At 45.2% G+C, this 13,569-nt stretch carries 12 protein-coding genes; 5 read left to right on the plus strand and 7 right to left on the minus strand.

Annotated elements, in window-relative coordinates:
* Positions 1–4 precede the first annotated feature (4 nt).
* The 4 genes from IP485_RS05075 to potA all read right to left on the minus strand — a co-directional run bounded on the left by IP485_RS05075 (position 5) and on the right by potA (position 3,924).
* Complete coding sequence (locus IP485_RS05075) at positions 5–895, minus strand: LysR family transcriptional regulator (RefSeq protein WP_198326294.1); 891 nt, start codon at positions 893–895, stop codon at positions 5–7.
* A gap of 103 nt (positions 896–998) precedes the next feature.
* Positions 999–1,805: a spermidine/putrescine ABC transporter permease PotC gene (gene potC / locus IP485_RS05080; RefSeq protein ID WP_134292363.1), complete on the minus strand. Its 807-nt coding sequence runs from the start codon at positions 1,803–1,805 to the stop codon at positions 999–1,001.
* On the minus strand, positions 1,805–2,683 hold the full coding sequence (gene potB, locus IP485_RS05085; RefSeq protein ID WP_198326295.1) for a spermidine/putrescine ABC transporter permease PotB: 879 nt from the start codon (positions 2,681–2,683) through the stop codon (positions 1,805–1,807). Before potB ends, potC begins: the two co-directional genes overlap by 1 nt.
* Complete coding sequence (gene potA / locus IP485_RS05090) at positions 2,683–3,924, minus strand: spermidine/putrescine ABC transporter ATP-binding protein PotA (RefSeq protein WP_198326296.1); 1,242 nt, start codon at positions 3,922–3,924, stop codon at positions 2,683–2,685. Before potA ends, potB begins: the two co-directional genes overlap by 1 nt.
* Before the next feature lie 407 nt (positions 3,925–4,331).
* Here potA and IP485_RS05095 point away from each other — a divergent pair, with 407 nt between their 5' ends.
* The 3 genes from IP485_RS05095 to IP485_RS05105 all read left to right on the plus strand — a co-directional run bounded on the left by IP485_RS05095 (position 4,332) and on the right by IP485_RS05105 (position 6,812).
* The gene (locus IP485_RS05095) at positions 4,332–4,970 is read left to right on the plus strand and encodes a carbonic anhydrase (RefSeq protein WP_198326297.1); all 639 of its coding nucleotides are present in this window, start codon (positions 4,332–4,334) and stop codon (positions 4,968–4,970) included.
* Positions 4,971–5,191: 221 nt separating this feature from the next.
* Positions 5,192–5,761 (plus strand): lactoylglutathione lyase, encoded by a 570-nt coding sequence (gene gloA, locus IP485_RS05100; RefSeq protein WP_198326298.1) that lies wholly within the window; start codon positions 5,192–5,194, stop codon positions 5,759–5,761.
* 94 nt (positions 5,762–5,855) lie between these two features.
* Complete coding sequence (locus IP485_RS05105; protein WP_194363559.1) at positions 5,856–6,812, plus strand: mechanosensitive ion channel family protein; 957 nt, start codon at positions 5,856–5,858, stop codon at positions 6,810–6,812.
* Between the two features lie 123 nt (positions 6,813–6,935).
* Here IP485_RS05105 and IP485_RS05110 read toward each other — a convergent pair whose 3' ends face one another.
* The 3 genes from IP485_RS05110 to ribA form a co-directional block, all read right to left on the minus strand.
* Entirely contained in the window at positions 6,936–7,418 is a 483-nt protein-coding gene (locus IP485_RS05110) for a c-type cytochrome (RefSeq protein ID WP_198326299.1), read from the minus strand.
* Between the two features lie 365 nt (positions 7,419–7,783).
* Positions 7,784–8,791 carry an oxygen-dependent coproporphyrinogen oxidase gene (gene hemF, locus IP485_RS05115; protein ID WP_198326300.1) on the minus strand — a complete coding sequence of 336 codons (1,008 nt, stop codon included), beginning with the start codon at positions 8,789–8,791 and terminating at the stop codon, positions 7,784–7,786.
* Between the two features lie 7 nt (positions 8,792–8,798).
* Positions 8,799–9,530, minus strand: coding sequence for a GTP cyclohydrolase II (gene ribA / locus IP485_RS05120; RefSeq protein WP_198326301.1), 732 nt, complete (start codon positions 9,528–9,530; stop codon positions 8,799–8,801).
* A gap of 712 nt (positions 9,531–10,242) precedes the next feature.
* On the opposite strand from ribA, the gene dxs reads away from it, so the two are divergent.
* Complete coding sequence (gene dxs, locus IP485_RS05125) at positions 10,243–12,315, plus strand: 1-deoxy-D-xylulose-5-phosphate synthase (RefSeq protein WP_198326302.1); 2,073 nt, start codon at positions 10,243–10,245, stop codon at positions 12,313–12,315.
* 364 nt (positions 12,316–12,679) lie between these two features.
* Positions 12,680–13,507 (plus strand): inositol monophosphatase family protein, encoded by an 828-nt coding sequence (locus tag IP485_RS05130; RefSeq protein ID WP_197174685.1) that lies wholly within the window; start codon positions 12,680–12,682, stop codon positions 13,505–13,507.
* Positions 13,508–13,569 lie beyond the last annotated feature (62 nt).

Raw genomic sequence — 13,569 nt, forward strand, 5'->3', positions numbered from 1 at the left:
TCTTTTATATTGGTTTGAGGATACCGTCGAGCAGGCTGGCAAATCCCTGCATATACGCTGTATCTCGACTTGAGGTACGCGTCGCGGCGTATAGCTGACAGCGAACGCCATCGCCAAGTGGCCGTGAGACGACCCAGCCTTTTTTCTCATATTCAGCAACCACCCAATCAGGCAATGCTGCCACACCGCGTTCACTAGCCACCAGCTGAATCAGCATCGCGGTCAGTTCTGTCGTACGAACACTCTCAAAACTCACTTGCGCTGGCGTCATAAAGTTAGCAATGATATCGAGACGTTTGGCTTCTACTGGATAGGCAATCAGCGTTTCATTGACCAAATCTGTTGGCTCAATAAATGTCTGTGCTGCCAGATCATGCGTGGGTGACAGCACCAAACGACTCTCATATTCAAACAATGGCTGATAGCTGATACCGTCTATCGGCAAATCACTGGTAGTGATAAGCAAGTCAATATCACCTTCCATGAGTAGATGATGCGGCTCAGGCTCAAACCCTGTGGCAAAATCTAGCTCAACATCCGACCATTCACGGCGATAGTGGTTCAGTATCGGCATAAGCCAATCAAAGCAGCTGTGGCACTCTGATGCTAGGCGCAACCTGCCTGCTTGACCATGCGCTAAGCGTTTAAGGTTAGATTTGGTGCGAGTAACTTGCGGTAGGATATTGTCTGCCAATGCCAATACTGCTTTACCTGCTGGTGTAAAACTAAGCGGGCGAGTGCGGCGATTGACCAAGCTGATGTCGTAATAGTTCTCAAGCTCTTTTAATTGATGCGAGACCGCAGAAGCCGTGACATGCAGCTCATCGGCAGCAGCAGCGAGTGAACCATGCGCTCGTAGCGCGGTTAACGTATTAAGATGACGTAGCTCAAGCATAATATAACCTAACCGCTAAGGTGAGAAAAATTCATTATAGTCAATATAGCGCTGACTTTCACTCATAGTCCATTTTAATGAGTAGTTAGTCAGCAATCAACATCTAGCGCTTGCGTAACAGTAACTGTGAGATAACGACCAGTACTAGTGAAGCAACCAGTAATAACGTACCAATGGCATTGACTTCTGGTTTGAGTCCTACACGCACCATAGAATAAATGCGCAGCGGTAAAATCTCATAGCTAGGCCCTGTGACAAAGGTCGACACCACTACATCATCGAGCGACAAGGTAAAGGCCAGCAACCAACCTGCCATGACGGCTGGCAAGATAACGGGAATGAGTACTGTACGTACCATGGTTGATTCATTGGCACCCAAGTCGCGTGCCGCTTCCATCAATCGCTCATCTAAACTGCTCAATCGTGCAAAGACGGTAATGACCACAAAGGGCAGGCAAAAAGTAATGTGTGCTAATAGTAGCGAGACAAAGCCCAATTGCAAACCAATCAGTAAGAACAGTGCTAGCAATGAAATAGCCAATACAATTTCAGGAGACATCATGAGGACAAACAATAGCCCGTTTAGCAAGCCTTTACCGCGAAAATTATAACGGTGTAGCGCTAGAGCAGTGAGCGTGCCTATCAAAGTCGAAACAGTGGCGGCGACCAATCCTAAGACAATAGAGTGCCAAAATGCATCGAGCATCGCTTGGTTGTTAAATAGCGATTCGTACCACTTTAAGCTAAAGCCGCCCCAGTTATAGCCAATTTTTGATTTGTTAAATGACATCACCACCAAGACAATGATGGGGAGATATAGCAGAGTATAAATCAGTCCGAGATAACCCTTGGCGGCGATACTGCCAATCTTGAGCGGACGAGTTTTTTTATTCGGTGAGCTGTAAGACATTAGGCCACCTCGTTGAAGTCGGTTTTTCCAATGCGGCGGCTACTGGCACGGTAGGCAAGTAATAATACCGCCATCGCTAGTGTCAATAAGACGCTGGCCGCAGCACCAAAGGGCCAGTCACGCGCATCCAAAAATTGGTTTTTGATGATATTACCAACCAGTAAATTGCGAGAACCACCCAAGATATCCGCCACGTAAAACATGCCCATCGCAGGCAATAGCACGAGCAGTACCCCAGAGATAATCCCTGGTGTCGTTAATGGCAATACCACATGCCAAAAGGTCTGTGTTCTTGATGCACCCAAATCTTGTGAGGCCAATAGCATGTCATTGCGTAAGTCAGTAAATACCGCATATAGCGGCAGTACCATAAACGGAAATAACAAGTAGGTTAAACCTGCAATCACCGCACCTTGCGTATATAAAATATCGATAGGGGTATCGATGATGCCTATAGCCAAGAGCAACTTGTTAATCAAGCCATTGTTAGCAAAGAGCAGCTTTAATGCATAAGTCCGCACCAGAGAGTTGGTCCAAAACGGCAGTATCAGTAACATCATGAGCAGTGGCTGCCAGCGCACTTTTGCTTTGGAAACCAGCCATGCAAAAGGATAGCCAAGCAGTAAACAGATAACCGTTGTGATACCTGCCATCCATAATGAGTGGACAAAGACCTCAAAATACAACGGGTCAATCATCCGCACATAGCTGTCGATGCTAACAGGTAAGCTAATAAACGCACTACTATCACGGGTCAGGAAACTGACAGCGATGACTAGGATATTTGGTAATAGTGCAAATATCAGTAGCCAACCCCAGATTAGCCAAAGTGTGGCGGTACGAAATGGACTTTTACTGCCTAAGTGGTTGCGAGCCATCAGCTACCATCCTTTTGTGCAGTTATGTCTGGCATAGTTTCAGAGTCTTCTGGCAATACCCACTCCCAGCCATCCACCCACGAAACTTTGACGCCTTCGTTTAGTTTGTAATCAAAGCTCGGATCATCCTCATCAAAAAACTCAGAGGCTTTGATGATATGACCATTTGCCAATTCGATAATCGAGTCTAAGGTGCTGCCTTTATAGTTACTCTCGATGACACGGCCTAACAGTCCGCTATGCTCGTTATCTTTTGGATCATATATTCGTAGGTCTTCGGGGCGAAGTAGTAAATTAACGATATCACCTACCTGCACGTCATTGGCAAAATTAGGACGACGTAAGTTACGTAATGTGGTTGGCCCTTCTTGCACCTGCGCTTCACAGACTTCGACCTCGATGCGTCCGTTGGTCACTTTACCATCACGATCTGGGTGATCGGGATAGACACCTTTGACCTCAGCTCTAAACAAATTGGTCTCGCCGATAAATTTGGCAGTAAATAGGTTGGCAGGGGTTTCATAAATCTCAATAGGCGTACCAATTTGCTGAAACGTACCGTCTTTCATTACGGCAATACGGTCTGACATCGACAGCGCTTCTTCTTGGTCATGAGTGACAAAGACAAAGGTAATGCCAAGCTCACGTTGCAGACGCTTTAGCTCAGACTGCATTTGCAGGCGCAGTTTATGATCGAGTGCAGATAACGGTTCATCAAGCAGTAGCAGTTTAGGACGGTTTATCACCGCGCGTGCAATCGCAACTCGCTGCTGCTGGCCACCAGACAAATCTTGCGGTTTACGGTTGGCCAAATGCTCTAGCTGTACCATCGCTAGCATTTCGCTGACGCGTCTTTGGATTTCATCTTTCGGGACTTTTTTTAGCTTAAGACCATAAGCCACATTTTGGGCGACGCTCATGTGAGGAAACAACGCATACTGCTGAAATACGGTATTGACCGGACGTTTATCAGCGGGCAAGCCTGCCATCTGTACACCATCCAAATATATCGCCCCAGCGTTTGGCTGCTCAAAGCCTGCAATCAAGCGTAGCAAGGTTGTCTTACCGCAGCCCGATGGCCCAAGTAGCGTCAAAAACTCACCGTGTTTGATATCAAGATTGATGTCTTTTAAGACCTCGGTTTGATCATAGGTTTTTTTGAGACCAGTCAGCTTTAGTAGCACCTGATCATCATGAGGTGACGCAGAGGTGTTATGCGTATTTGGAGAGGGATTGGCCATAATATCTGTTCCTAAGCGTCCAATATATCAATACAGTTATCGAGGTAAATCACTGTCATCAAAGAGATTGGCATGAGCGTAAGCATGATCTGATTGCTGCCTGAATGCTGCGTATTATAACAAACCCTTGATATAAGTCAGTGCAAGTTCGTTATAAGGTATGCGATTCATACGGTCATGGTCATGGTCGTGATGGGTACGGCTGTATTTTTGGTATCGACTATATTTACCTCACGACATTTAGACAAATTTTTTTACCGATTTTTGGCCTTTATTCCTATACAATCACGATATGGCTGACAAATATCACGAGCCTGATAGGTTGGTAGCCACTAGCCAATCTATGTTTGCATACCTAATGTAATGCCATTTATAACTCTCATATTATTGATGATAAAGGATCTCTCATGTCTACCGATACACGTCCAACAACAGGTCAAGAAGCGCTTGAGCTTTTAAAAGCAGGTAATGCGCGTTACGTTGATAGCCTCACCAGTACCGATCAATATATGCAGCGTCGTCCAGAGTTGGTCAAAGATCAAAACCCATTGGCCATTATTTTGGGATGTTCGGATGCACGAGTACCCGTTGAGATTGTCTTTGATCAAGGTTTGGGAGATTTGTTCGTTATACGAGTCGCAGGTAATGTGGTTGCACCATCGCAGATTGGTTCAATCGAGTTTGCAGCTGAAGCCTTTGGTACGCAATTGGTGGTCGTACTTGGACACTCAAAATGCGGTGCTGTCACGGCCTGCGTTGAGACATTGATTAATCCTGAACAGAACTATTCACCTAACTTGCAGTCCATCGTAGATCGTATTCGTCCAAGCGTTTATAACTTGCACGAATTGGCAACTGCCAATGGTCAAGACGTCGATGCAGACGAACTGGTCGATCGCTCTATCCGCGCTAACGTACGTATGTCAGTTAGTCAGCTAAAGCATGGCTCACGTGCATTAGAGGACTTAACCAATAGTGGTCAGCTGCTAGTAGTCGGTGCTGAGTATGATCTTGAGACAGGAAAAGTGCGTTTCTTAGACAGTTAGGATATGTCCTCAATTAAGCGATATTTAAGGCAGCGTTGAGCCATTTGTTAAATTTTTGACAGACTTTATGGTTATCGATAGCTTAACAACTCCTATTCAGCTTCTTACAAAACCCTATCAATTACCTCGCCATTTTTTATTATGATAAGTAAACGGCGCAAATCACGACAAGGTGGTTTGCGCGCCTATCAGCCTATCTTATGAACCCTATTAGGATAATTATGTCTAACGTATCTACCGATAATAAAAATGATTCAGTGATAGCTCAGCCTATCAGCAGTGTGCATACCGATGGTGTGCAGCCCATCGCCGCTCAGACGACAGGTTTTACTTTTAACCACACCATGCTCCGTGTCAAAGACCCAATCAAATCACTGGCATTTTATACTGGTGTTTTGGGTATGACGTTATTGGCGGTCAAAAAATTCCCTGACATGGGGTTTGATCTGTACTTCTTGGCACAGTTGACTGAGAGCGAGCACGATAACCTGCCTACAGGCGATGATTTAGAAATCTTTGCCTTCCGCCAACGCGGTATTTTAGAGCTGACCCACAACTACGGTACCGAAACCAAGGCTGATTTTAGCTATCATGATGGCAATCAAGAGCCACAAGGTTTTGGTCATATTTGCTTTAGCGTACCGAATTTAGAAGAAGCCGTTGCTTGGTTTGATAAAAACGATGTCGAATTTAAGAAACGTCCAGAAGAGGGCAGTATGAAACATATCGCCTTTATCAAGGACGCAGATGGCTACTGGATCGAAATTGTCCAAGCAAACTTGATGTCTTAGTTGGCATACTCTCAATGAGCCGCAGTGAGTCGCTTTGGCACTAAACCCGTTATCTATAATGATGCGCTAACATAGCAATAGGAGCAATCCCTTTATGCCCACCCCTGATGTGAGCCGCCTATCGAACACAGTCGCTGATGGTATGACCATCTATCAGCAAGTGGTCTATACCACCCAAGATTTGGCAAATGGCTTTATTGAGCGCATTCCATATTTTGTGGCGGCGCTCATTGTTTTGGGTATTTTTTGGCTATTGTCTATTTTTTTCAAAAAAGCGGTGCATAAAATCTTAGGATCGCGCGTACGTCATCAAAACTTGGTCAAGGTGTTTCAGCGGATAGGTGGGGCACTCATTCTGTTTATTGGTTTTATGATAGCGATGGTTGTTGCTGTTCCGGGATTCACACCAGCTAAGCTTATTGGTGCACTCGGGATAGGTTCGGTCGCGATTGGTTTTGCTTTTAAAGATATCTTTCAAAATTTGCTGTCCGGTATCTTGCTATTGATCTCAGAGCCGTTTCGTATCGGTGATCAGATCGTGTCTGGTGAATATGAAGGCACGGTCGAAGACATTAAAATTCGTGCGACCACCATCAGGACTTATGACGGTCGGCAAGTGGTGATTCCAAACTCAGACTTATATACCTCAGCACTGACGGTCAATACTGCTTATAAGCAGCGCCGTTTGCAAGTTGCGGTCGGTATCGGTTATGAAGATGACATCGAAGCGGCAAAAGCTGAGATTCTACGAGCGCTAGACAAAGTCGATAGCGTATCCAAAAAAGCGACACCAAGCGTGATTGCCACTGGGTTTGGCGGCTCGTCTATGGATCTGATGGTGCGCTGGTTTATTGAAGATGGTACGCAGGCCAATAAAGTCGCCTCAATTCATCAAGTTATTGTAGAGATTAAAAATGCGCTTGATGCAGCAGAGATCAATATTCCATTCCCGATACGCACGATAGATTTGAGTGATCCTTCGGTAAAATCCATCGTCAATAAGATAAATGAGCAACAAGTGATTGATGTTAATAAAGCTGCGACAGAGTGATTTGCTCAGTGCATTGTTTTGAAGGGCTGCTTTTAACGTGATATTTTTTAAGCAATAAAAAACCGCCATTTTATTTGATTTGGCGGTTTTTTTTACTTGTCGACTTACCATAAGTACAAGGTTTTATTCATCTTTTGCTCTAAAGTCGGTATGGCATGATTTACAGCTTGCACCCACTTGACCAAATGCAGGTTTAACATCGTCCATGCTAGTAGCGGTTTGTGCAGCAGCATTCAGTTCAGCAGTGACTTTTTGGAAGTTTTCGGCTTCTGCACTGAAGCCGTCAGCATTAGACCATACCGCTTCGGTTGCATTGCCTTTGGCTTCTGCATCTTCGAAATGACTCCATGGTGTAGAGGCATCTTCTGCCATAAACGCTGCTTGTTCTTTGAACACCGCTGCATCAAACGTATCAGGCGCTTTTGCCATATCGCCCATCACGCCCATTGAATCGCCCCAGTTTTTCATACTGTCTTGACGGGCTTGTACATCAGGGTTTGAGTCGGCATCATTGGCAGTACTACAAGCCGTCAGACCTAGCGCTGCTGCCATCAAGGTGACACTGAAGAAGGATTTTAAAAATTTGTTAGAATGAGCCTTTGTCATATAGATTATTCCTTTAAAATTTACTAATAGTATGCGCATGCAAACGCTGGCTTTGAACAAGATATAAATAGAGCAATTTACTCATACTATCTAGAAACGTATTCGCTTCTAAATAATTTTTCAAAAATATAATTTCTATTGTAACCACTATTTACGTAGTTATAGTTAAGATAGTTGTTATATCATCGTAATATTGTTAAATGACAATTCAAAACATAATGTTGAACTTAGACGTGGCCGCAATTCAACCGATCGTCCTTTCAATGGGCTTATATGAATAAGGCCAGCGATAGCAGCTGACCTTATTTGAATTTTCTAGATTATTGTCTAGAATCAACCACCCAATTTTATTATATGCAGATAAGCTATAGAGTCAACCAGTCACGTGGTTTTAGATAGAAATCGGTCAACTCAAATTCAGGCGTACCTTCAGCCGGCTCTAAACGATAATGCCAACTGGCAAGCGGCGGCATACTGACTAAGATAGACTCGATACGTCCGTTGCTCTGTAGGCCAAATAAAGTCCCGCGATCGTAAACGAGGTTGTACTCGACGTAGCGCCCACGACGATACAGCTGAAACTCACGCTGCGCTTCAGTATAAGGCGTGTTTTTACGCTGCTCAAAAATCGGCAATATACCGTCAAGATAGCCGTTACCGACAGCTTTCATAAAGTTAAAGCAGGTCTCAAAGTCCCAGCCGCGACTCTCAGTATTTACATCATCATAGAACAAGCCGCCAATACCGCGCTGCTCATCACGATGGCGTAGATGGAAATACTCATCACACCACTGTTTAAAGTCAGCGTAAATATTGTCACCGAAAGGCGCACACAGGTCATGACAAACCTGATGCCAGTGTACGCAATCCTCTAATACTGGATAAAAAGGCGTCAAATCAAAACCACCACCAAACCACCAAATAGGCGCTTCGCCTTCTGCTTCTGCGACGAATAAACGCACATTGGCATGGCTGGTAGGAACATTGGGGTTTTTCGGATGGACAACTAGAGACACGCCCATTGCCTGAGCTTTGCGCCCAGCGATATTAGGGTGGCGTGCCGTAGCAGAGGCAGGTAGATTATGTACTTCGATATGGCTGAACATCACGCCTGCTTTTTCGATGACCTTGCCACCTGCCAATACACATGAGCGACCACCGCCGCCTTCAGGACGCTCCCAATCATCAGGAGCGAAGGTTACATGCTCGTTGTTATTAGTGCCGCCGCCATCACGCTCTTGTGCTTCCAAAGCCTCACAGATACGTGCTTGCAAATCAACCAAAAACTCACGTACACGCATGATGTCGCTATGGGCTGGTATGGTCGTTGAATCTAACGGGTTTGTCTGGTTATCTGTATTTGAAATACTCATAAGATATCTATTTATTCAGGTGTATGGCGGTATTAAGGTCTGTATCGAGATGGAGTTCTGTATCAAGCGCGATATTTTTATCAAACAAGTGCCCCATGCGGTCACGTTTGGTCGCTAGATATTCAGCATTCATATCATTGACACCGACCAACAAGGGGACACGTTCGACAACGTCAATACCATGCTCAGTCAAATAAGCGACTTTGTTTGGATTATTAGTAATGAGTCTGACAGCATCGACACCAATATGGGCAAGCATCGGGCCACACATGTCATAGATACGGGCATCGGCGGGCAAGCCCAGCATAAGATTGGCATCTAACGTATCATGCCCCTGATCTTGGAGGGCATAAGCGCGAATCTTATTGGTCAGTCCGATACCGCGACCTTCTTGGCGTAGATACAAAATCGCACCGCAGCCTGATTCTTGTATGGCTTGCATCGCGGCATTTAGCTGCGGTCCACAGTCACATTTTAATGAGCTGAACGAGTCACCTGTTAGGCACTCAGAATGAATACGAATCAATGGCATTGGACGCTGAGATAAGGTATCACTTGATGGGCTCACTGCTGTGCTAGTTAAGTCTGGTTGAAATTCAGCTGTACTATGCTGTTCGACTGCAGAGAGACCTACAGTCAGCATGACATGCTCTTGGCCTTCGTCGTTTTCAAACACATGAATATCGAACTCGCCGTGACGAGTGGGTAATTTGGCACTGGTGATAAATTGATATGACATTACTGTCCTACAGAAGCCTACAGTTGTGGCGGTAGAGGGTTTGTTATAACGAATTGAGAGCGTGTTATCAGACAACACGCACCTACATTTAATGATTTCAAAAGGGCTCAACTTGACTAATGGTCATTAGAGACTTTTCACTAGTTTCATATTTGTGACGATCTATTCTTTGTTTTTCGGCCGCTTCTTTTATATTCAGCATAAGATTCTAAATGACGATACACCATCGAAGTGTTATGTCATCACAGCCTATTGCCAAAAAAAGAATGGCAGCAGTATAACCTGTTTACCAGTACCGCGTATTTATCGCATTTGTTATAAAAACACACAAAGTTCACAGACGATGCACGATGATTAAAGCGACAATTAAAAAAAAATGCTATTATGCCATACTATTTTGATGGATACAGTGACAAGTCTTTATCCTTGCACTACTATGTCGTCATTAACATCTGATATTGATGCAAAATAATAGGGCATAATGTTACCCCTTAGCGTTTCAGCGTAGTATTGGCGCGTCGGTTATCCAGACAGTGTCGCTGCTATGGTATGTAGCAACATTACATAGCTACATACTGCAAAAGTTGCATGAATAATTATATGGTCGATTACATCAATAATGATGTAGATATTATTGACATCCCTTGGCTATAGTGACCACTATACGCTGAGGATATGTCTTGTCAGCAGATTGGTAGGTATCGTACGGTTTATGCAGCAGTCACCTCATTCTTTACAGTCTCAGTCTCTATCTGCATCAGTGCTTGATTCTGCTGCCCAGCTATCGAGCTTACAGCAGACCTACACTGAGATTCCACGCGTGCGTCCTGATACGCCATTGCTGGATGCAATCGATACGCCCTCTAACCTGAGCACATTGAGCAAAGATCAGCTGATTACATTGGCTGATGAGCTGCGTCTTTTTTTATTGTATTCAGCCGGTCAGAGTGGCGGGCATTTCGGTGCCAACTTAGGTGTGGTTGAACTAACTATCGTACTGCATTATCTGTTAGACACACCAAACGATCAGATCGTATGGGACGTGGGTCATCAAGCCTACGCCCATAAAGTATTGACAGGACGCCGTGATCAGTTGAGCACCATCCGGTCTAAAGATGGTCTGACGGCATTCCCAGAGCGTGCCGAATCTGTCTACGATACTTTTGGGGTTGGACATTCATCAACCTCAATCTCAGCCGGTCTGGGTATGAGTTTAGCCCTGCGCTATCAGCGCCGCGAGCAAACCGTTGCTTGTATCATCGGCGATGGCGCAATGACAGGCGGTATGGCATTTGAGGCCATGAATGACGCAGTACAGCAGGATGCGGATCTGTTGGTCATCCTAAACGACAATGATATGTCAATATCATGCTCTATCGGCGGCTTTTCGCGTCATTTAGCGATGCTGTGGGAATTGGGCTATCAGGTGGATATCTCTGAGTCAGGCGAGCCTATTCTTTGCCAACGTCCTGACATGCAAGCGTTTGATCGACGCAAACGTCACAAAGAGATGCGTGACGTCCCGCAGCTAGAAGACAACTTATTTAAGGCCATTGGTTTTACCTACTTTGGTCCGTTTGATGGGCACAATATCCCTGAGCTACTGCGCGTGTTATCACTGGCAAAACAGGCAAAAGGCCCAGTACTAGTACACATCTATACGACTAAAGGTAAAGGCTTTGCGCCAGCAGAATTAGACCCAGTCGGCTATCATGCAATCAGCAAACTACCTGCTGACAGTAGTCATAGCGACTCTCAGAGTGCCACCACAACAGAATCAAAGCCTGTTATCAAAGAACCAGTTAAGAAGACTGCGTTAAAATACTCGCAAGTGTTTGGACAGTTTTTGTGTGACAAAGCGGCCGAAGATGATCAGTTACTCGCCATTACTCCTGCCATGGAAGAAGGCTCGGGAATGATTGAGTTTGCTCGTCATTTTCCTGAACGCTTTTTTGATGTGGCTATCGCTGAGCAACACGCTGTCACACTAGCAGCTGGTATGGCAACACAAGGCGTCAAGCCGATTGTGGCGATTTACTCGACGTTTTTGCAGCGTGGTTATGATCAGCTGATTCACGATGTGGCTTTGCAGAATCTCGATGTCATGTTTGCCATTGACCGAGCGGGCCTTGTCGGTGAAGACGGTGCAACCCATGCGGGCGTATTTGATTTTGGTTTTTTACGTTGCGTACCGAATATGGTGATTGCCGCGCCCAAAGACGAAAATGAATGCTACCACTTGCTCAATACCTGTTATGAATACCAAGGATGCACCGCAGTTCGTTATCCGCGCGGCCTTGGTACGGGGGCAGTTGTAGAACAGCCCGCTCAAAATTATAAAGTTGGCGAAGCCGTCATAGAGTCGGTATTGGGTAACGCAGATACTCCTAACAAGATAGCGTTACTGGCATTTGGTACGATGGTTGCCATCGCGCAGCGCGCTGCAGAGCATATCACTCAAGAGACAGGTTTGGATTGTCAAATGCATGTAGTCAATATGCGCTGGGTGAAGCCACTAGATACTGCAATGCTTGACAGCCTGTTAGCACAAGGCGTGACGCATGTCGTGACTCTAGAGGAGCACATGATTATGGGCGGCGCGGGTAGTGCAGTAAATGAGTATTTGCTCAATGAATCTAAGACTTATCAGCAGCATCGTCCGGTTATTCGCAATATTGGTATTACAGATCGCTTTATTGCGCATGGTTCACAAGCAGAGCAGCTAGCGGATTGTGGCTTAGATGTCGATGGTGTGATCAGACAAATTAAGTCACTCTGGTCATAGTTTATGCTTCTCAGATTTTTGCTATTACTCTGAACCGCTTATTTATAATAGATATTAGCTCTCTACGTAGAGCAAACACCTGCTAGCCGTAGGTGCTTACTTTTTTACAACTTGCGCAGTGTTTTCGATCACCAATATATTGGTTGGGTCAGCGTGACGGTTTTTTCGTTTTTATCGAACAATTTTAGTATAATGCGGTTGTCATTTATAAGTTTTCGTTTATAAACGACACGTTTTTTAAATCGCATAGATGTGGTGTGATGCGGCGGCTGATTGGCATGTTGTGGGCACAGAGTTGGTCTTATTTTTGGTATTTATTTATCAAGTAAATGTTACATTCATTCATCAAGCAAATAGGTTATTTATGGAACCCATGGTCGTCATCGCAGCGCGTACTGCTGAAAAAGTTGGTAAAGAGATTTTATATGCGCATCAAAACCGTCACAAAATTGAGCTAGATATCGAGTCTAAAGGGCTAGATGGTCTGGTCACTCGTATCGATCGTTTTAGCGAAGAGCTCACGATTGAGACGCTAAAAGCCAGCTATCCGAATCATTCGTTTTTGGGTGAAGAGTTTGGTATGCAAGAAGGTCGCGGCGAAGACGCTGACTGGTGCTGGATTATCGACCCACTAGATGGCACCAAAAACTTTGTCCATGGTGTACCGCAGTTCTGTGTGTCTATCGCTGTACAGCATAAAGGTGTCACGCAACATGGTGTGGTCTATGATCCAGTCCGTGACGAGATGTTCTCTGCTAGCCGCGGTAAAGGCGCGCGCTTGAACAATCGCCGTATGCAAGTGAGCGAACGCAAAACGATTGATGGTGGGTTTTTTACAACAGGTCATCCACTTGAGCGCAAGCGTAATGGCGAAGTCATCTCTTATGCCAAAGAGCATTTTGAGAGCTTACAAAAGGTCTCTGAAGCTGGTGGTCAAGTCCGTCGTATGGGTTCAGCAGCGCTTGATTTATGCTATGTGGCCGCTGGTCGTTTTGACGGTTATTTTGAGATGTCTATCAAGCCTTGGGATATCGCAGCGGGCGAGCTTATCGTGACCGAAGCACGTGGTGTGGTGGTTGATCATACTGGCGCGCACAACTCAGCGACGTCAGGCTCTATCTTTGCTTGTAATGTGAAATTGTTAAAGCCATTGATGCAAATGGTTGTCCCAGCATGGGGCGACGCGCTCTAATTAATACGCTGTCATTGATTGACTGTCGCTATTATTGATGAGACTCATCAATATCAAAAAGC

Origin of the sequence: Psychrobacter sp. NG27 (assembly GCF_016106655.1) — a bacterium.
Classification (GTDB): Bacteria; Pseudomonadota; Gammaproteobacteria; order Pseudomonadales; family Moraxellaceae; genus Psychrobacter.

Bases quoted from the DNA above. Each gene is read 5' to 3' on its own strand.
- gloA (WP_198326298.1), top strand. From the start codon at position 5,192: ATGTCTAACGTATCTACCGATAATAAAAATGATTCAGTGATAGCTCAG.
- IP485_RS05105 (WP_194363559.1), top strand. From the start codon at position 5,856: ATGCCCACCCCTGATGTGAGCCGCCTATCGAACACAGTCGCTGATGGT.
- ribA (WP_198326301.1), bottom strand. From the start codon at position 9,530: ATGTCATATCAATTTATCACCAGTGCCAAATTACCCACTCGTCACGGC.
- IP485_RS05095 (WP_198326297.1), top strand. From the start codon at position 4,332: ATGTCTACCGATACACGTCCAACAACAGGTCAAGAAGCGCTTGAGCTT.
- potC (WP_134292363.1), bottom strand. From the start codon at position 1,805: ATGTCTTACAGCTCACCGAATAAAAAAACTCGTCCGCTCAAGATTGGC.
- hemF (WP_198326300.1), bottom strand. From the start codon at position 8,791: ATGAGTATTTCAAATACAGATAACCAGACAAACCCGTTAGATTCAACG.
- dxs (WP_198326302.1), top strand. From the start codon at position 10,243: ATGCAGCAGTCACCTCATTCTTTACAGTCTCAGTCTCTATCTGCATCA.
- potB (WP_198326295.1), bottom strand. From the start codon at position 2,683: ATGGCTCGCAACCACTTAGGCAGTAAAAGTCCATTTCGTACCGCCACA.
- potA (WP_198326296.1), bottom strand. From the start codon at position 3,924: ATGGCCAATCCCTCTCCAAATACGCATAACACCTCTGCGTCACCTCAT.
- IP485_RS05110 (WP_198326299.1), bottom strand. From the start codon at position 7,418: ATGACAAAGGCTCATTCTAACAAATTTTTAAAATCCTTCTTCAGTGTC.
- IP485_RS05075 (WP_198326294.1), bottom strand. From the start codon at position 895: ATGCTTGAGCTACGTCATCTTAATACGTTAACCGCGCTACGAGCGCAT.
- IP485_RS05130 (WP_197174685.1), top strand. From the start codon at position 12,680: ATGGAACCCATGGTCGTCATCGCAGCGCGTACTGCTGAAAAAGTTGGT.